General features: G+C 62.7%; 18 protein-coding genes and 1 pseudogene. 10 read left to right on the top strand and 9 right to left on the bottom strand.

All coding sequences use genetic code 11. From position 1 onward, the window contains the following. Nucleotides 1–95: 95 nt before the first annotated feature. The 7 genes from DVR09_RS12275 to DVR09_RS12305 all read left to right on the top strand — a co-directional run bounded on the left by DVR09_RS12275 (nucleotide 96) and on the right by DVR09_RS12305 (nucleotide 4,353). Nucleotides 96–677, top strand: coding sequence for a NifU family protein (locus tag DVR09_RS12275; protein ID WP_115417164.1), 582 nt, complete (start codon nucleotides 96–98; stop codon nucleotides 675–677). Nucleotides 678–717: 40 nt separating this feature from the next. Further along, nucleotides 718–1,302 carry a malonic semialdehyde reductase gene (locus DVR09_RS12280; RefSeq protein WP_174223783.1) on the top strand — a complete coding sequence of 195 codons (585 nt, stop codon included), beginning with the start codon at nucleotides 718–720 and terminating at the stop codon, nucleotides 1,300–1,302. A 78-nt stretch (nucleotides 1,303–1,380) separates the two neighbouring features. Then, nucleotides 1,381–1,950 carry a tRNA (adenosine(37)-N6)-threonylcarbamoyltransferase complex dimerization subunit type 1 TsaB gene (tsaB, locus tag DVR09_RS12285; RefSeq protein ID WP_435867797.1) on the top strand — a complete coding sequence of 190 codons (570 nt, stop codon included), beginning with the start codon at nucleotides 1,381–1,383 and terminating at the stop codon, nucleotides 1,948–1,950. Next, nucleotides 1,947–2,399 (top strand): GNAT family N-acetyltransferase, encoded by a 453-nt coding sequence (locus DVR09_RS12290; protein WP_234041440.1) that lies wholly within the window; start codon nucleotides 1,947–1,949, stop codon nucleotides 2,397–2,399. The genes tsaB and DVR09_RS12290 overlap by 4 nt, the downstream gene beginning before the upstream one ends. A gap of 148 nt (nucleotides 2,400–2,547) precedes the next feature. Further along, nucleotides 2,548–2,988 (top strand): Ros/MucR family transcriptional regulator, encoded by a 441-nt coding sequence (locus DVR09_RS12295; protein ID WP_115417167.1) that lies wholly within the window; start codon nucleotides 2,548–2,550, stop codon nucleotides 2,986–2,988. A 74-nt stretch (nucleotides 2,989–3,062) separates the two neighbouring features. After that, nucleotides 3,063–3,485, top strand: coding sequence for a Fur family transcriptional regulator (locus DVR09_RS12300; protein ID WP_115417948.1), 423 nt, complete (start codon nucleotides 3,063–3,065; stop codon nucleotides 3,483–3,485). After that, nucleotides 3,457–4,353, top strand: coding sequence for a lysophospholipid acyltransferase family protein (locus tag DVR09_RS12305; RefSeq protein ID WP_115417168.1), 897 nt, complete (start codon nucleotides 3,457–3,459; stop codon nucleotides 4,351–4,353). Before DVR09_RS12300 ends, DVR09_RS12305 begins: the two co-directional genes overlap by 29 nt. Before the next feature lie 5 nt (nucleotides 4,354–4,358). Here DVR09_RS12305 and DVR09_RS12310 read toward each other — a convergent pair whose 3' ends face one another. From DVR09_RS12310 to DVR09_RS12340, 7 genes and pseudogenes are all read right to left on the bottom strand, one after another. Continuing rightward, nucleotides 4,359–5,243, bottom strand: coding sequence for a LysR substrate-binding domain-containing protein (locus DVR09_RS12310; protein WP_115417169.1), 885 nt, complete (start codon nucleotides 5,241–5,243; stop codon nucleotides 4,359–4,361). 68 nt (nucleotides 5,244–5,311) lie between these two features. Further along, a complete protein-coding gene (locus DVR09_RS12315) occupies nucleotides 5,312–6,178 on the bottom strand; it encodes a hemolysin family protein (RefSeq protein ID WP_234041441.1) in 867 nt (288 codons plus the stop codon). 72 nt (nucleotides 6,179–6,250) lie between these two features. Continuing rightward, complete coding sequence (gene ybeY / locus DVR09_RS12320) at nucleotides 6,251–6,742, bottom strand: rRNA maturation RNase YbeY (protein WP_115417171.1); 492 nt, start codon at nucleotides 6,740–6,742, stop codon at nucleotides 6,251–6,253. A gap of 37 nt (nucleotides 6,743–6,779) precedes the next feature. Continuing rightward, the gene (locus DVR09_RS12325) at nucleotides 6,780–7,046 is read right to left on the bottom strand and encodes a GIY-YIG nuclease family protein (protein ID WP_115417949.1); all 267 of its coding nucleotides are present in this window, start codon (nucleotides 7,044–7,046) and stop codon (nucleotides 6,780–6,782) included. Between the two features lie 96 nt (nucleotides 7,047–7,142). Continuing rightward, nucleotides 7,143–8,161: pseudogene (locus tag DVR09_RS12330) on the bottom strand (PhoH family protein); the annotation flags it as partial. 220 nt (nucleotides 8,162–8,381) lie between these two features. Further along, nucleotides 8,382–9,725, bottom strand: a complete 1,344-nt coding sequence (miaB, locus tag DVR09_RS12335; RefSeq protein ID WP_115417172.1) for a tRNA (N6-isopentenyl adenosine(37)-C2)-methylthiotransferase MiaB — start codon at nucleotides 9,723–9,725, stop codon at nucleotides 8,382–8,384. Nucleotides 9,726–9,855: 130 nt separating this feature from the next. After that, nucleotides 9,856–10,317, bottom strand: coding sequence for a peptidylprolyl isomerase (locus tag DVR09_RS12340; RefSeq protein ID WP_115417173.1), 462 nt, complete (start codon nucleotides 10,315–10,317; stop codon nucleotides 9,856–9,858). A 101-nt stretch (nucleotides 10,318–10,418) separates the two neighbouring features. On the opposite strand from DVR09_RS12340, the gene mgtE reads away from it, so the two are divergent. The 3 genes from mgtE (at nucleotide 10,419) to DVR09_RS12355 (ending at nucleotide 14,403) form a co-directional block, all read left to right on the top strand. Beyond that, the gene (gene mgtE / locus DVR09_RS12345) at nucleotides 10,419–11,870 is read left to right on the top strand and encodes a magnesium transporter (RefSeq protein ID WP_115417174.1); all 1,452 of its coding nucleotides are present in this window, start codon (nucleotides 10,419–10,421) and stop codon (nucleotides 11,868–11,870) included. Between the two features lie 166 nt (nucleotides 11,871–12,036). Beyond that, nucleotides 12,037–12,426, top strand: a complete 390-nt coding sequence (locus DVR09_RS12350) for a DUF1489 family protein (RefSeq protein WP_115417950.1) — start codon at nucleotides 12,037–12,039, stop codon at nucleotides 12,424–12,426. A gap of 174 nt (nucleotides 12,427–12,600) precedes the next feature. Further along, nucleotides 12,601–14,403, top strand: a complete 1,803-nt coding sequence (locus DVR09_RS12355) for a methyl-accepting chemotaxis protein (RefSeq protein WP_115417175.1) — start codon at nucleotides 12,601–12,603, stop codon at nucleotides 14,401–14,403. A 91-nt stretch (nucleotides 14,404–14,494) separates the two neighbouring features. On the opposite strand, the gene DVR09_RS12360 is transcribed toward DVR09_RS12355, so the two are convergent. Both DVR09_RS12360 and nudC read right to left on the bottom strand, forming a co-directional pair. Further along, nucleotides 14,495–15,178 carry a DsbA family oxidoreductase gene (locus tag DVR09_RS12360; RefSeq protein ID WP_115417176.1) on the bottom strand — a complete coding sequence of 228 codons (684 nt, stop codon included), beginning with the start codon at nucleotides 15,176–15,178 and terminating at the stop codon, nucleotides 14,495–14,497. After that, nucleotides 15,175–16,032, bottom strand: coding sequence for an NAD(+) diphosphatase (nudC, locus tag DVR09_RS12365; protein ID WP_234041442.1), 858 nt, complete (start codon nucleotides 16,030–16,032; stop codon nucleotides 15,175–15,177). The genes DVR09_RS12360 and nudC overlap by 4 nt, the downstream gene beginning before the upstream one ends. Nucleotides 16,033–16,035 lie beyond the last annotated feature (3 nt).

The raw sequence follows: 16,035 nt of genomic DNA on the forward strand, positions 1-16,035 counted from the left end.
CATATAGGCGGGCAAAGCGTGAAGGCTAGGTGAATGTTCGCTGGACAAGCGATCCTTCCTTGTCCCGGCCTTCCCAGCTTCCTACATCGTGACCCATGTTCATCGAGACCGAAACCACGCCCAATCCCGCGAGCCTCAAATTTCTGCCCGGTCAACCGGTCATGAGCAAGGGGACGCGCGAATTCGCCACGCCGGAATCCGCCGAGGCCAGCCCGCTGGCGCAGGCCATCTTCGATACCGGCGAGGTCGTGAATGTGTTTTTCGGAAGCGATTTCGTCACCGTGACCGCTGCCCCTGGCGCCAATTGGACCGATCTCAAGCCGCAGGTTCTGGCTATCCTGCTCGATCACTTCGTGTCGCAGGCGCCGCTGTTCGCGCCCGGTACGGCGGGCGGCATCGCGGTTCCGCCGGAAGAGGACGGCATGCTGGTGGAGGAGCGCGACGAGGATGCCGACATCATCGCGCAGATCAACGAATTGCTGGAAACCCGTGTCCGCCCGGCAGTCGCGGGTGATGGCGGTGACATCCAGTATCGCGGCTATCGTGATGGCGTGGTTCATCTGCAGATGCAGGGCGCATGCTCGGGCTGCCCTTCGTCCACCGCCACGCTCAAGCACGGGATCGAGGGCCTGCTGAAACATTATGTTCCCGAGGTCGTTGAAGTCCGCGCAGCCTGACTTCCTTCATTCAACCAAAGGAAAAACAACCTTGGCCGATATGCTTTCCGCCGACGCACTCGACCTGATCTTCCGCGACGCCCGCAGCTATAATGGCTGGCTCGACAAGCCGGTGAGCGACGAACAGATCAAGGCAATCTATGAGCTACTAAAGATGGGTCCGACCTCGGCCAACATGCAACCTGCACGGATCGTTTGGGTGAAATCGGACGAGGCCAAGGCTAAGCTGGCCGAGTGCGCCTCGGAAGGAAATCGGGACAAGATCAAGACCGCACCGGTCACGGCGATTATCGGCTACGACATCGATTTCCACGAGGAACTGCCCTGGCTCTTTCCGCATACCGACGCGAAAAGCTGGTTCGAGGGCGACGAGGAAGGCCGCAAGGAAGGGGCCTTCCGCAACAGTTCGCTCCAGGGTGCCTATTTGATGATTGCCGCCCGAGCCCTTGGCCTCGACTGCGGGCCGATGTCCGGTTTCGATAACGAAGCGGTCGACAAAGCCTTTTTCGGCGATAGCCCAAGGCATAGAAGCAACTTCATCTGCTCGATCGGCTATGGCGATCGCAAAAGCATTTTCGATCGCAGTCCGCGCCCCGACTTCGAGACCTTTAACAGTATCGCCTGACTTGCAGCCCAGCCCTGGCTGGGGCAGTGCGCGCCCATGCGCATATTGGCAATAGAAACCGCAACGGAAGCCTGCTCGGTGGCGCTGTTCGAAGAGGGCGCGCTTGTCGATGCGCGGCATGAGGTACTCGGCCGCGGTCATGCCGAAAGGCTCGTCCCGATGATTGCCGAATTGCCCGATAGGGGCCGCGCGGAGGAGATACGTGTCTCGCTCGGCCCCGGCAGTTTTACCGGGGTGCGGATTGGCGTCGCAGTGGCACGGGCGCTGGGGATCGCCTGGCGGGCTCGGGTCCGTGGATACCCGACGCTCGCCCTGGTGGCCGCAATGGCGCGGGGCAATAACGACGCTTGCGTCACCGTATGTATGAATGGCGGCCATGGCGAATGGTTCGTCCAGGACTTCGGGGGCGATGGCCTGCCGATCGATGCCGTCGCCTCGGTCGCTCCGGATGTCGCCGCAAACCGTGATCTCCGGGCCGTCTTGGCGGGTTCGAAAGCGGAAGACCTCGCCCTGCAAGCCGGGGCCGCTTCCCCCACGGTTGCGCTACCTGACGCGCGCAGTGCGCTGAGAGTGCCAACCAGCCTTTTGAGCGACAGTATTGCCCCGCTTTACGGGCGGGCACCCGACGCTAAACTGCCAGGTCGATGAGCGAGATCGACCAGCTCATGGCTGTGATGGATGCCGCCTTCGAGCCTTTCTGGCGCGAGGCATGGACACGCCAGCAGGTCGCCAACTCTCTGGCCATGCCCCACACTTATGCGATTCTTATCGATGAATATGGGAATCGGCCCGCAATCGGGGGCGACGCGGCTGGTTTCGTCCTTGCCCGGCGCGCGCCCGGCGAGGAAGAGTTGCTGCTTATCGCCGTGCGTCCGCAAATGCGCGGCAAGGGGCTCGGCCGGAAGTTGATCGAGATGTTCGCGACTATGGCACGGGACGCCGGCGCGGAACGCATTTTTCTCGAAATGCGCGCCAACAATCCCGCCGAAATACTTTATCGCAGCTGCGGATTCGAACCCATCGGAAAGCGGCGCGCTTACTACCGAACTCTGGATTCGACCACGGTCGATGCCATTACTTTTGCCCGAAACTTGTAGCAGCGCGACAAAACAACGAAAAAAGTTGTAGTAATGCGTCAAAATATCGGCCTACTTCATTTATTGCATTTTCTTGTCTGTTTTATACAATAGAGACATAGAACAGGTCGCAGGGCGAGCGATCCGACGCAATTCAGAAGGGCAAATAATGCAAGATTTCGATACGGACATGACCGAGACCCTAATCACCCTAACTTCGGACATTGTCGCGGCACATGTAAGTAACAACAATGTCGATGTTAATGAAGTCCCGACCTTGATTAACAACGTCTATTCGGCCCTGTCGGGGCTGGATCCCAGCGGTGCCGCTGCGGAAGAAGTCCCCGAACCGGCCGTTTCGATCCGTTCGTCCGTAAAGAAGGATCATCTCGTCTGTCTCGACTGTGGCAAGAAGATGAAGATGCTCAAGCGTCACTTGTCGACTGAACATGGTCTGACACCGGATGAGTATCGCGCGCGCTGGAATCTTTCGGCCGACTATCCGATGGTCGCCCCCGACTATGCGGCGACCCGCCGCGATCTGGCAGTCAAGATCGGCCTCGGCCGCAAACCGGGCCAGAAGCGCGGTCGTAAGAAGAAGGCTGACTAAACCTTCGCGATCGCCTTGAGGAAGACGCTCCGGCCCGGTAAGGGTACGGGGCGTTTTTCATGCGGGAAGCCAAATTGCACCAGAGAATCGATCTCGAACAATTATGTGCCGATAAGGGGCTGCGCATAACCGAGCAGCGCCGGGTTATTGCGCGCGTGCTGTCGGAAAGCGACGACCACCCCGATGTTGAACTGTTGCATGAGCGGGCGAACAAGATCGATTCCGGCATCTCGATCGCGACCGTTTACCGCACGGTCCGCCTGTTCGAAGAGGCGGGGATACTCGACCGCCATGACTTCGGCGATGGGCGTGCCCGTTACGAGGCGGCGCCCGAAGCGCATCACGACCATCTTATCGACGTCGAAAGCGGCAAGGTGATCGAGTTCGTGGATCCGGAAATCGAAGCGCTGCAAAAACAGATCGCCGCCAAGCTCGGCTATCGCCTGGTTGATCACCGGCTGGAACTGTATGGCGTCCGCCTCGACCGCGAAGACTGACCGTCGGCTCACGAAATACACGGCACGGCGGCTGGCGGCAGCCCGGGGAGAAATTGTCCCGCTGACCGTAGCGGGCTGGGCGCGGTTCATCCTTCGCACCCTCGCCATCCTTGTTTTGCTCAGTGCGCTGGTGCCGCTGCACTATCTTTATCGCGTATTCGCCTATGGCTCGCCGATGCCCATGCTCTTCCTGCGCTATACCGCATGGATAGTGGGCGCGCGGGTAACGATTGTGGGCACACCGCTGCGGCGCGATGTCTTCTTCATCGCCAATCACATAAGCTGGATCGATATTCTCAGCATGGCTGGAGCCAGCGGCACCGCATTCGTGGCCAAGCAGGAATTATCGGACGTGCCGGTGATCGGCTGGCTGTGCGGTCTGAACCGCACGGTTTTCGTCAAGCGGGAGAACCGCGTCGGTGTGGCGGAACAGATCAATGCGCTCAAGGAGGCCCTGGCCGATAACTGGTCGGTGACCATATTCCCCGAAGGCACGGTGACGGACGGCCATTCGCTCTTGCCGTTCAAGTCCAGCATGATCTCGGTACTCGAGCCGCCACCTCCGGGGGTGATGGTTCAGCCCGTAGTGCTCGATTACGGCGAGAATTCGGAGGAAATCGGCTGGGTCGGCCAGGAAAGCGGGCTGCACAATGCGAAGCGGATCATGGCGCGCCGGGGCAGCTTCCCCCTGACGCTCCACTATCTCGAACCCTTCAGTCCGGCCGATTATCGCGGGCGCAAGGCGATCGCGGCAAAGGCTCGCGAAGAGATCGAGAAGCAGCTCGTGGCCAATCTCGGCAAGCCACTGCGCAACTTTCAGCATGTGGTCGAAGCGGTCCGATACCGGCCCCAACCGACCGACATATAGCCAGTCTAAAGCTCGGCCTTTACCAGCCAGTCGTGGAACAAGCGGACCGGACGCTCTTCCAGCGCCGTGGGCTTGCAGATGAACCAGTAGCTGTAAGGACTTTCGACCTCGACATTGAACAATGTCGCCAATCGGTTGTCCGCTGCGCGGCGCATGTGGTCATCATGCATGATCGCAATGCCGAGCCCCTGCGCGGCCGCTTCCAGCATGATCTGACCCGAATCGAAATGGTCGATCGCTGTCGGCTCCAGTTCTGGCAAGCCGATCTCCGCGCGCCAGGCGGTGAAGCTTTCGGACAATTCGTTATGAATGAGGAACGTCTGCCGCGAAAGCCTGTCCGCGTCGGGTTCCGGGCCGATCCGCTCGGCCAGGTCCCGGCTGCAGATCGCATGGACTTTGTTGTAGTCGAGCCGAACGGCATGCAGCCCGCGCGACGGGCCTCGCGACAGGATGATCGCGGCATCGAGCACATCGCCAACACGGTCTTCCAGATGCGCCCCGGTGTCGATGTCGATATGCAAGAGTGGATGCCGCTCACGCAATTCGCCAAGTCGCGGAAACAGACGCTGTGTGCCGAACAGCGGCAAAACCCCCAAATGCAATCTCAGCAGCGACAGATTGTCCGATTGGCTTTCCACCGCCCGCGCCAGCGCTTCCAGTTGCGGGTTCACGGCCTCGAAAAAAGCATGTCCGTCATCGGTCAGCTGCATTGCCTGCCGCGCCCGCGTAAACAGCTTCTTGCCGACGAATTCCTCGAGGTTGCCGATCCGTCGCGACAGCGCCGATGGGCTGAGACCGAGTTCCTCGGCCGCTGCGCGCGCGGAGCCAAGACGCACGGTGCGCACGAAGGCTTCGAGAGCGCGCAGGGGAGGAAGACGACGCGTTGCCATGACGCTTGCACGCTATGAGCGTGCGATGCACGTGTCGAGGGAGAATGTGCAGAAATCTGCAACAGCCGTCAGGCCGGGGGTATCGCTTCCTCCGGCGCATGCAACCGCAACCGCTTCACATGGGTCTCGTCTCCATCCGTGACCTCGATCCGCCAGCCGCTCTTATGCTCGAGCACTCGGCCGGTCTCGGGCACCTGTTCGGCCAGCACGAAGGCCAGCCCGCCCAGCGTATCGACGGATTCCTCGACCTCCGCGAGCGCGGGAGAGACCTGCTCCGCGACATCGTCGAGCTCGGCGCGGGCATCGCAGTCCCACATCCCCTCGCCGATATCGACGATCCATTCTTCGGGTGTTTCGTCATGCTCGTCCTCGATCTCGCCGACGATTTCCTCGACCAGATCCTCGATCGTGATGATCCCGTCGGTACCCGAGAACTCATCCACCACCACGGCCAGATGCATTCGCTGCGCGCGCATGTCTGCCAGCACGTCGAGCGCATTGCGCGTCTGCGGCACATAAAGCGGCTGCCGCATCAGCACGGTCCAGTCCTCGGGCGGGGTTTGTTCGCGCGCCAGGATGGTGAAGACATCCTTGATGTGGATCATGCCGATTACATCGTCGAGCTGCTCGCGATAGACGGGCATTCGCGAATGGCCGTGCTCGGCGAAGGTCTCGACCAGCTCGTCCCAGCTCGCACTGGCATTCATCGCGATGATCTCGCCGCGCGGCACGGCGACGTCGTCGGCATCGTGCTCGGAGAAATGCAGCAGGTTGCGCAGCATCTGCCGCTCGACCAGCGACAAGTCGCCGGTGCCGCTGTGCTCCGGCGCCTCCGCGCCGTTCTCGCCCTCATGCTCGTCGATGGCGTCTTCCAGCTGCGCACGCAACGAGCGTTCGCCGTAATCGGGGTCGAAGAATTTCCGGATTGCGAGCATCAGCCCGCTGCTACTCTCCGCGTCTCCCGCGGGTGATGACGAATCGGGCATGGCCCTAACGATGCACTCCCATCAGTTGCGGTCCCCATATGGGTCCGCGATACCCAGTTTTGCAAGCGCCGCGATTTCGAGCGCTTCCATCGCCTCCGCCTGGGCGTCGGATTCGACATGATCGTGGCCTGCGAGGTGGAGGAAGCCGTGTATAATCAGATGCGCGGCGTGATCCTCCAGCGCGATGCCCTTCTCCGCCGCTTCGCGCTCGCAGGTCCCGGAGGCCAGCGCGAGATCGCCGAGCATCTCGGGAGGGCCGTCTTGTGCAAGAGCGAGCAGGTCCTCGCGCTCCAGCATGGGGAAGGACAGCACGTTGGTCGGCTTGTCCTTGCCGCGCCACTCGCGGTTGAGCGCGTGGACTTCCTCGTCCGAAGTGAAGAGTAGCGAGGTCGATAGGCGCGGGTTGGCGATTGCAGGCTCCACCTGCGCAGTCGCCGAGAGCGCGCGCTCGGCCAACGCGGCCCATTCGCCCGACGGCCAGCCATCGATATCGATATCCAGTTCCAATTCCACCTCGTCATCCCCGCGCAGGCGGGGATCCCGCTCCCTTTCACATGTTCAGCGTCTCGAACAAGTCATCCCAATCGGGATTTTGTTCTTCTATCCGCCTGATCTTCCAGGCGCGGTTCCATTTCTTCATCGCCTTTTCGCGGGCGATAGCATCCTCGATATCGTCATGGTGTTCGACAGAGACAAGCCGTGTCAGATCGTAGCGAGCGGTGAAACTCCCACCCTTCCTTGCGCGATGTTGAACCGTTCTTGCGGCTATGTCCGCAGTCACGCCGATGTACAGCGCGCCGCGATAGCGATCCGCCATGATGTAAACGTAACCGCCCTTCTCGAGAGTCACACCAGCAGGTAGCGGGACCCCCGCCTGCGCGGGGGTGACGAGCAAGGGCTGGTCACGAACTCGGCCCTCGTAGGCCTCCACGATCCGCCCAACGATCGGATGGCGCACGACGTCGGCAGCCGTAAAGCGGATCGTGCCGAAGCCCTCGACGCCTTCCAGCTTGCCGACCGCATCGGCGAGGCCGCTCATGCCGTCGCCGCCGGGATGTCGACCTGGCGCGGATCGCCGCAGATCACCATGCGGCTGTTCTGGCCGAAGCGGGTGAGGAACATCTTCATCTGCTCGCGCGTGGTGTTCTGCGCCTCGTCGAGGATCACGAAGGCATCGGCGAGCGTGCGGCCGCGCATGAAGGCGATCGGCGCGATCTCGATCTCCCCGCTCGCCAGCCGCCGTTCGACCTGTTCGGGCGGCATGCAATCGTACAGCGCGTCGTAGAGCGGGCGCAGATAGGGATCGACCTTTTCCTTCATGTCGCCGGGCAGGAAGCCGAGCTTTTCGCCCGCCTCCACTGCCGGACGCGACAGGATCAAGCGCTGCACGCTGCCACTGATGAGCTGGCTGACCGCCTGCGCGACCGCGAGGTAGGTCTTGCCCGTGCCCGCCGGACCCAGCGCAAAGATGATGTCGTCGCGCACCAGGCTGCGCATGTAGGTCGCCTGCATCGCGCTGCGCGGCACGATCGTCTTGCGCCGCGTGCGGATCATGATCGGCGGCCCCTTGGGCTCGGCGTCGACAATGCCGTCGAGCGTGGGTTCGTCCGACATGGCGATTAGCGCCTCGATCGCGCCCTGATCCAGATCCTGCCCGATGGCGAGCTTGTCATACATTGCCTTGAGTACGTCGCGCGCGCGGGCGACGCTATCTTCCGGCCCTTCTATATGCAGCTCGTTGCCGCGCGCCGCGATGAACACGCCGAGACGGTTTTCCACCTGGACGAGGTTCGCATCGAACTGACCGAACAGCGCCCCTAGCAGGCTCTGATTGTCGAAACTGATATCGACCTGTGCCCGGCGGATTTCGCGCTGGGGCGACGGTGGCGGGGTGAAGGCAGTGGTATCCTTCGATGCGGGTTTGCGAGCCATATGCTCCTTTCGCTTGCGAGTCGGAATGTAGGCGTCGCTGCCGGGGGCGCAAGTTGCGAGCGGTGAGATGACGGTGGAAAGTCACCGGTCCGTCACACGCCGAGCCACGCGCAGCGCTTTTTTGTCTCACGCCAAGGCGCAAAGAGCCTGGTACGCACGGCTCTACGTATTCTTTGTGCCTTGGCGCCTTTGCGTGATGAAATCCGGCGTAGCCGGGTGGTCAAACCGCGACGGTCTCGCGCAATTTGCCTGCGAGCGAATTGGGGCCAGCTTCGACCAGTTCGACTTCGACGAGGTCGCCGATCGCGGCATCGCCTTCGAACCACACACTCTGAAGCCAGGGCGACTTGCCGAGCCATTGGCCGGGATGCTTGCCCTTGCGTTCGACCAGCACTTCACAGGTTTTGCCGACACTCGCCCCGTTGAACGCCATCTGGTCGCGGTTGAGCGCGGCCTGGAGGCGCTGCAACCGCTCGTCCATGACCTCTCTCGCAATCTGGTCATCCATCGTCGCGGCGGGCGTTCCCGGGCGTGGGCTATATTTGAAACTGAAGGCCTGCGCGTATTTGACCTCATCGACCAGAGCGAGCGTTTCCTCGAACTCGGCATCGGTCTCGCCGGGGAAGCCGACGATGAAGTCGCCCGAGAGCGCCAAGTCGGGCCGCGCGGCGCGGAAAGCTTCGAGCAGCTTGAGATAGCTTTCCGCCGTGTGGCTGCGGTTCATGGCCTTGAGCACACGGTCGCTGCCCGCCTGCACCGGCAGGTGGAGGAAGGGCATGAGCTTGTCGATCTCGCCATGCGCCGCGATCAGATCGTCGTCCATATCGGCCGGATGGCTGGTGGTGTAGCGGATGCGCGCGAGGCCATCGACCTTGGCAAGGTGGCGGATCAGGCCTGCGAGGCCGACCGTGTGGCCCTTCTCGTCCTCGCCCGACCAAGCGCTGACATTCTGGCCAAGCAGCGTGATTTCCTTCGCGCCCGCATCGACCAGTTTCTTCGCTTCGACCACCAAATCGCTGTAAGGCCGCGATATTTCCGCGCCGCGCGTATAAGGCACCACGCAATAGGTGCAGAACTTGTCGCACCCTTCCTGAATGGTGAGGAAGCTGGCCGGATTGGTCCGGCGGCGCTCGGGCAATGCGGCAAACTTGGCGATGGCGGGCATGTCGGTATCGGTCGCCCGCTCGCCCTTCACCGCCTTGTCCAGCATCTCGGGAAGCCGGTGATAGGCCTGCGGGCCAACGACCATGCTGACCGCCGGAGAACGCTTCATGATCTCCTCGCCCTCGGCCTGCGCGACGCAGCCCGCGACCGCGATCAGCGGTTGTCTGCCCGCTTCCGCGCCCGCCTTGGAGATGCGGCCGATATCCGAATAGACCTTCTCCGCCGCCTTCTCGCGTATGTGGCAGGTGTTGAGCACGACGAGATCGGCATCCTCGCCTTCGGGCGCGGGCACGATGCCCTGCTCGCCCAGCATCTCGGCCATGCGCTCGCCGTCATAGACGTTCATCTGGCAGCCGAAGCTCTTGACCCTGTAGGTCTTGGGGGAAGTGGTCGGTTTCATGGGAGGGGGCGCTTTAGCGGATATCGAGGACACCGTCACCCCGGACTCGATCCGGGGTCCAGCCACTTCTCGCATGGTGCTAGCAAAGCTGGACCCCGGCTCGGAGGCCGGGGTGACGAGATTGATGGTGTTAGCCGACGGTCGCCTTCACGATCTTGCCCGGGTTCGCCGGCGGCTCGCCCTTGGGCAGTGCGTCGATGTTTTCCATGCCGCTCTCGACCTGGCCCCAGACGGTATACTGGCCGTCGAGGAATTCGGCGTCGTCGAAGCAGATGAAGAACTGGCTGTTGGCGCTGTCGGGCACCTGGGTACGGGCCATCGAGCACGTGCCGCGCGTGTGCGGTTCGCTGTTGAATTCGGCCTTGAGGTCGGGCTTGTCGCTGCCGCCCATGCCGGTGCCGGTCGGATCGCCGCCCTGCGCCATGAAGCCGGGGATCACGCGGTGGAAGACCACGCCGTCGTAAAAGCCCTCTCCCGCCAGTTCGGTGATGCGCTCGACGTGACCTGGTGCCAGGTCCGGGCGCAGCTTTATCACCACGTCCTTGTTTTCACCGTCGCCGGTATCGAGAGTGAAGGTCAGCTTGTCCGCCATCGGTCGTTTCTCCTGTGAATTGGCTGGCGCCTACATAGGGATTGTGGGCGGCCTGTCACCCGTTGCTTGCAATCCAGCCCCGCCCGCCTAGACCGCTGCACATGAGCGAGAGCAACCGCCCCCTCGACGAAGATGGCATCCTGCTGGCGCGTGAGCCGGAGGAAGAAGCACGCCCGGACGACCGGATCGACGACGAGCGGATGGACGAAGAGAACACGCTCAAGCCCGAATTCGTCCGCTCGGTCGAGGACGCGCTCGACGAAGGGGACGTCAAGGCGGTCTACGAGCTGGTCGAACCGCTCCACCCGGCTGATATCGCCGACCTTCTCGAACTGTTCGAGCGCGACGAGCGTTACCAGCTTGCCGCGGCGATCACCGATCTGATGACGTCCGAGGTCGTCGCCGAACTTAACGACTATGTCCGCGAGACCATGATGGAAGCGCTGCCGCCGGAAGCGGTGGCGCAGATCGTCGACCAGCTCGAGACCGACGACGCCGTCCAGCTCATCGAAGACCTCGACGAAGAAGATCAGCGCGCGGTCCTGGCCGAAATCGAGATCGAGGACCGGATCGCGATCCAGTCCGCCCTTGCCTATCCGGAGGAGACTGCCGGACGCTTGATGAGCCGCGATTTCGTCGCAGTACCCGAACATCTGACGGTCGGCGATCTCATCGATTACCTGCGCGATGGGCGCGACCTGCCCGACGAGTTCTACGAAATCTTCGTGGTGGACGAGAAGCATCACCCGGTCGGGACCTGCGCGCTTTCATGGGTGCTGCGCGCGCCACGCGCGATCGCTCTGGCCGATGTGATGAAGCGCGACCAGACGCTGATCCCGGTCACGCTCGACCAGGAAGAGGTCGGGCTGATGTTCCAGAAGTACAACCTCATCAGCGCTGCCGTGGTCGACGAGAACGAGCGGCTGGTAGGCCAGATGACGGTGGACGACGTGGTCCACATCATCTCCGAGGAAGCCGGAGAGGACGCGCTGCTGATGAGCGGCGCGGGCGAAGGCGACATCAACGAGCCGATCCGCGAGGCCTATTCCGCGCGCGTCCGCTGGCTGGTGGCAAACCTTGGAACAGCATTGGTCGCATCGCTGATCATCGCCCTGTTCGGCGCGGCGATCGAGAAGCTTGTGGCGCTCGCGATCCTCATGCCGATCGTCGCGAGCATCGGCGGCAATGCGGGCACGCAGACCATGGCGGTGACCGTGCGCGCCATCGCCACCAATCAGCTCACCCGCAGCAACACGCGGCGTATTCTGATGCGCGAGATGCGCGTTGCACTCCTGAACGGCGTGACCATAGCGGTGCTGATCGGCCTCGCTACGGGCGCGATCTTCACTCCCATGCTCGGCGGCGTGATCGCGCTGGCGATGGTGATCAACGTGGTGATTGCGGGCCTTGCCGGCGTGCTGGTGCCCGTGGCCTTCGACCGGCTCGACCAGGACCCGGCAGTGGCGAGCAGCGTGTTCGTGACGATGATTACCGATTCGATGGGTTTCTTCGCATTCCTCGGCCTCGCCGTGGCCAGCGGGATCGTCGGTTAACCTTCCTACACATGCACCGGGTGTTACACGGACCCACGTGGAAAGGCTGCGAGCCGGGATCGGGGCTGCCTTCACTTTCTGATTCACTGGCGCGCAAGAAGCACCGGCCCCGGATCCAGTCCGGGGCGACGCTTGAGATATGGTCGGGAAGCGCTACATCCTCCTCATGCCGCTCAACCTGACCAAGATCGCCTTCGGCGCGCAAAGCTATGGCGATATCGAAAGCTGGTATGCACAGCGGCGCAGCCCGAACCTCACGACGCGCTATCGCCCGACCAAGTGGGAGCAATGCATCGGCGGCTCGCTCTACTGGATTCACCAGCACAGCATCGTCGCGCGCAGCGAAATCCTCGGGTTCTCCGAGACGAAGGACGGGCGCTGGTCGATCGACCTCAAACCCGAACTGATCCGCGTCCACCCTCGGCCCAAACGCGCACATCAAGGTTGGCGTTATCTGAAGGGCGATCCCCCGCGCGATCTCGCGCCCGGCGAAGACATCGGTGACGCGCTCCCCGGGAAGCTTGCGGGCAAGCTGGAACGGCTAGGACTGATCTGAATCCGTATGCTGCAGTGCACAAGCGCCTGTTTTCTAAACATTGTGACAGAAGTATTGCAGTGAGATTTCTAAAATAAGTCACTGCTTTTGAATGTTTTTCTGCGGAATGGTTTACGGCTTGGCAAGTTCTGCTCCTTAAGCGGGAGGCATCGTCAACAGCGCAGCGTCCCTCCGATGACCTTCCAGCCCCAATATGCCGATGCATTCGTTTGGGAAGCCGATCCGGACACTCCTCCAGAACCGGTAAGAGCGAAGCCTGCCGTGAAAAAGCTTGCTCGGACCGGGGCGGACTCGTCGTACAGCAACAGTTTCCTGGAACGCTATGGGCTCATGCGCTCCAGCATTGCGGGCAAGGTGCGCGTCTTCGCCTTTTCCTTCACCGTTATCCTCGTCCTGCTCGGTGCGATCCTCGGCGGGGCGCAGGCGGTGCTCGCCGATCGATCCGATCGGGCAGCGGTGAATGCATCGCGCGCCATGGCCGCTTCGCAACTCGCGACATCGATCGCCGAAAGCCGCTATTTCGCTTCGCGTTATGCTGCGGATGGCGATCGCACAACGATCGCCTCCGCTTTCGCGACGCTGGCCCAGGCACGCGACGAGATTGATGCCGCCATCGCGCTTGACGGCGGCGACAGCGAATCCCGCGCGCAGATGGAATGGTTGGTGACGCAGGTCGAGGGCTTCGAACCGGAGCTGCGTGCCTTGCAGGCTTCGATCACCGTTCACGGCCCCTCCATCACGGGCAATGCGTTGGCGGATGCGATCGACATCAGTGGCGGTCAGCTCGCCCGGCAGGCCGCAGAAATCGAAGCCGCGCTGGCGGTGCAGTCCGATACAGCTCAACAATCGCTCGCCAGGGTCAAGGCCTGGACCATGATCGTTGCCCTGGCGCTCATCGCGGGTTGCATTGCCCTTGTCCATTTCGGCGCACGGGGCCTCTCACGCCAGGTTTCCGGTTCGCTGGCAGAGATCACCGGGGCCATGACCCGCTTGGCGGGCGGCGACCGATCCATCGCGATCCCGGCGACCGACCGGCATGACGAGATCGGCGAAATGGCGCGCGCATTGGTGGTTTTCCGCGAAAGTGCCGATGCCCTGGCCGATCTGCAACGCAAGGCCCGCGAGGACCAAAATGCAGTCTTACGCCGCCTGGTGGATAATTTCGAGGGAGGCGTGGGCGAAGTCGCGGGCAGCGTAACGCAAGCCTCGCGCGAGCTGCAATCGACTTCGAGCGAGATGGCGGGAGCCGCAACACAAACCATCGGCGTGGTCGAACAGGTTTCCCGCGACATGTCCGAGACGCAAGGCGGCGTTACGGCCGCCGCTTCGGCAAGCGACCAGTTCGCCATGTCGATTGCCGAAATCGGCCGCCAGGCAGGCATCTCGGCCAATATGGTCCAGGATGCGCGCCAGTCGACGGAGACCGCCGATACGAAGATGTCCGAACTGGCCGGGGTCGCCGAGGAAATCGGCGAAGTCGTCGATCTGATCGGCGCGATCGCCGATCGCACCAATCTGCTGGCACTCAACGCCTCGATCGAGGCGGCGCGCGGTGGCGAGGCAGGACGCGGCTTTGCCGTGGTTGCTTCGGAAGTGAAGGAACTCGCCCGTCAGACTCGCGAAGCTACCGGCAATGTCGCCTCGCGCATCGTCGGGATGCAGGTGATGACGCGTGAAAGCGTCGAAGCCCTCGCCCGGATCGGCGAGCGTATCCGCGAAGTGGAGACAACCGCGACCGCCATTGCACAAGCGGTCGACGAACAGTCTCTTTCGAGCCGCGAACTTGCCCGCAATCTCGATCGCGCAGCCAATGGGGTCGACAACATCGGCGGCGGAATTGCACAGATCGGTGAAACGGCCCGCAGCACCGGTGCAGCGGCCGACAAGGTACTCGCATCCGCAGCGACACTCGACCACACGGCCCGCGATCTAGAAGGCCGCGCGCGCGAATTCGTGAGTTCGGTTCGCGCGGCGTGACGATACGACGATTGTCCGGGAGTGTCCCGGATTGCCAAGCCAGTGAAGGCATAGGGGCGATGCAATCGCGCCCGACCTGGCAAGCCTTTTTCTAGGTGGCAGTCTTCTCAGCCACCCTCCTTAGCGCATCGGCATAGGCCTCGGGCGGCTGCGCACCGGGGATCATGAACTTGTTCTCGACCACCATTGCGGGCACGCCGGTAATGTTGAGATCCCAGGCGGCGCGCTCTTCGGCGCGAACCTTATGCGTGAGTTCCTCGCTGGCGAGCGCGGCTTCGGCACCCGCGCGGTCGAAACCGACAGCCTCCGCCACGTCGAGCAGCACGTCGTGATCCGCAATCTTGCGGCGCTCGTTGAAATGCGCCCGGAACAGCGCAAGCTTGAGCTCGGTCTGCTTGGCCGCCCCATGTTCCTCGCGCGCCCAGGTCAGCAGCTTGTGTGCATCGAACGTGTTCCACATCCAGCGCTGCGGTTCGGGATCGGGGCCAGCGTAGTCGAGCGACACACCGGCATTCTGGGCAGCTTCGCGCATGCGGCCCTGCACCGCCTTGGACTGTTCAGGGGTGGAACCGTATTTGCGCGCGATATGCGCCGTGCTTTCCTCGCCCTCGGGCGGCATGTCCGGATTGAGTTCGAAGGCATGCCAGCGAATGTCCGCCTCGATCTCGCCATCGAGCTGTTCGAGCCCCTTCTGCAGGGAGCCCCAGCCGACCAGGCACCAGGGGCACATGACATCGGACCAGATATCGATCCGCAAGGTTCTCGGCTCGCTCATCTCTTCACCCACCATTGCATCAGGTGATGCGCGATAGCATGGCGCGGCGGGCAGCGGAACGGACCGTTACCGGCCAGCGCGGCTTCCACCTCTTCGCGCGTATAGAAGTTGATCTCGGCCATTTCGGTTTCGTCAATGGTCAACTCGTCACTGTCGGCATGGCTATGGCAGCCGATCATCAATTGGCTCGGGAAGGGCCAGGGCTGGCTGGCGATGTAGGAGACATCGCGCACCGTGATGCCCGCCTCTTCCAGCACCTCGCGATTGACCGCTTCTTCGATACTCTCGCCCGGCTCGACGAAACCGGCAAGCGCGGAAAAGCTCCCCTCCGGCCATCCGAGACCGCGACCGAGCATCAACTTGCCCTGATATTCGACCAGCATGATGGTGACCGGATCGGTGCGCGGGAAATGGCTCGCGCCGCAAGCGGTACAGTCGCGCTGCCAGCCACCCTTGGCGAGCTTCGTGGCACCCCCGCAGGCCGCGCAGAACCGGTGCCGCGCATGCCAGTCGGTCAGGCTGCGCGCGCCGCCGTAGATCGCTAGATCGTCGGGCCGCAACGTCGCCATGAGCGACCAGAGCCGCGGGTTTGCCATGCGCGGGCTGGCATCGCCTTTGGGCGGTACGACAGCGAAACAGGCCTTGCCCTCGTCGAGCCCCAGAAAGCACAGTTCGGCATCCTCCGGCGCATCGGCCAGCGTGCCCCAGACCAACCCGCCATCGTCGCCGATCGCAGGCATCAGCCCATCGAGCGCGAGCACCCGCGCTTTCCAGTTCATGTAACCCGCCAGCCGTTCGGGATCGGCACGGACGTGGTCGGCGCGGTCGAGGCGCGAGCCGGTAAATGCGAGCATACC

The organism is Erythrobacter aureus (genome assembly GCF_003355455.1).
GTDB lineage: Bacteria > Pseudomonadota > Alphaproteobacteria > Sphingomonadales > Sphingomonadaceae > Qipengyuania > Qipengyuania aurea.

Coding starts and splice junctions, on each gene's coding strand:
- DVR09_RS12275 (WP_115417164.1), top strand. CDS start 96: ATGTTCATCGAGACCGAAACCACGCCCAATCCCGCGAGCCTCAAATTT.
- DVR09_RS12280 (WP_174223783.1), top strand. CDS start 718: ATGCTTTCCGCCGACGCACTCGACCTGATCTTCCGCGACGCCCGCAGC.
- DVR09_RS12290 (WP_234041440.1), top strand. CDS start 1,947: ATGAGCGAGATCGACCAGCTCATGGCTGTGATGGATGCCGCCTTCGAG.
- DVR09_RS12295 (WP_115417167.1), top strand. CDS start 2,548: ATGCAAGATTTCGATACGGACATGACCGAGACCCTAATCACCCTAACT.
- DVR09_RS12305 (WP_115417168.1), top strand. CDS start 3,457: ATGGCGTCCGCCTCGACCGCGAAGACTGACCGTCGGCTCACGAAATAC.
- DVR09_RS12310 (WP_115417169.1), bottom strand. CDS start 5,243: ATGGCAACGCGTCGTCTTCCTCCCCTGCGCGCTCTCGAAGCCTTCGTG.
- DVR09_RS12315 (WP_234041441.1), bottom strand. CDS start 6,178: ATGCTCGCAATCCGGAAATTCTTCGACCCCGATTACGGCGAACGCTCG.
- DVR09_RS12325 (WP_115417949.1), bottom strand. CDS start 7,046: ATGGCGGATCGCTATCGCGGCGCGCTGTACATCGGCGTGACTGCGGAC.
- miaB (WP_115417172.1), bottom strand. CDS start 9,725: ATGAAACCGACCACTTCCCCCAAGACCTACAGGGTCAAGAGCTTCGGC.
- DVR09_RS12340 (WP_115417173.1), bottom strand. CDS start 10,317: ATGGCGGACAAGCTGACCTTCACTCTCGATACCGGCGACGGTGAAAAC.
- mgtE (WP_115417174.1), top strand. CDS start 10,419: ATGAGCGAGAGCAACCGCCCCCTCGACGAAGATGGCATCCTGCTGGCG.
- DVR09_RS12350 (WP_115417950.1), top strand. CDS start 12,037: ATGCCGCTCAACCTGACCAAGATCGCCTTCGGCGCGCAAAGCTATGGC.
- DVR09_RS12355 (WP_115417175.1), top strand. CDS start 12,601: ATGACCTTCCAGCCCCAATATGCCGATGCATTCGTTTGGGAAGCCGAT.
- DVR09_RS12360 (WP_115417176.1), bottom strand. CDS start 15,178: ATGAGCGAGCCGAGAACCTTGCGGATCGATATCTGGTCCGATGTCATG.
- nudC (WP_234041442.1), bottom strand. CDS start 16,032: ATGCTCGCATTTACCGGCTCGCGCCTCGACCGCGCCGACCACGTCCGT.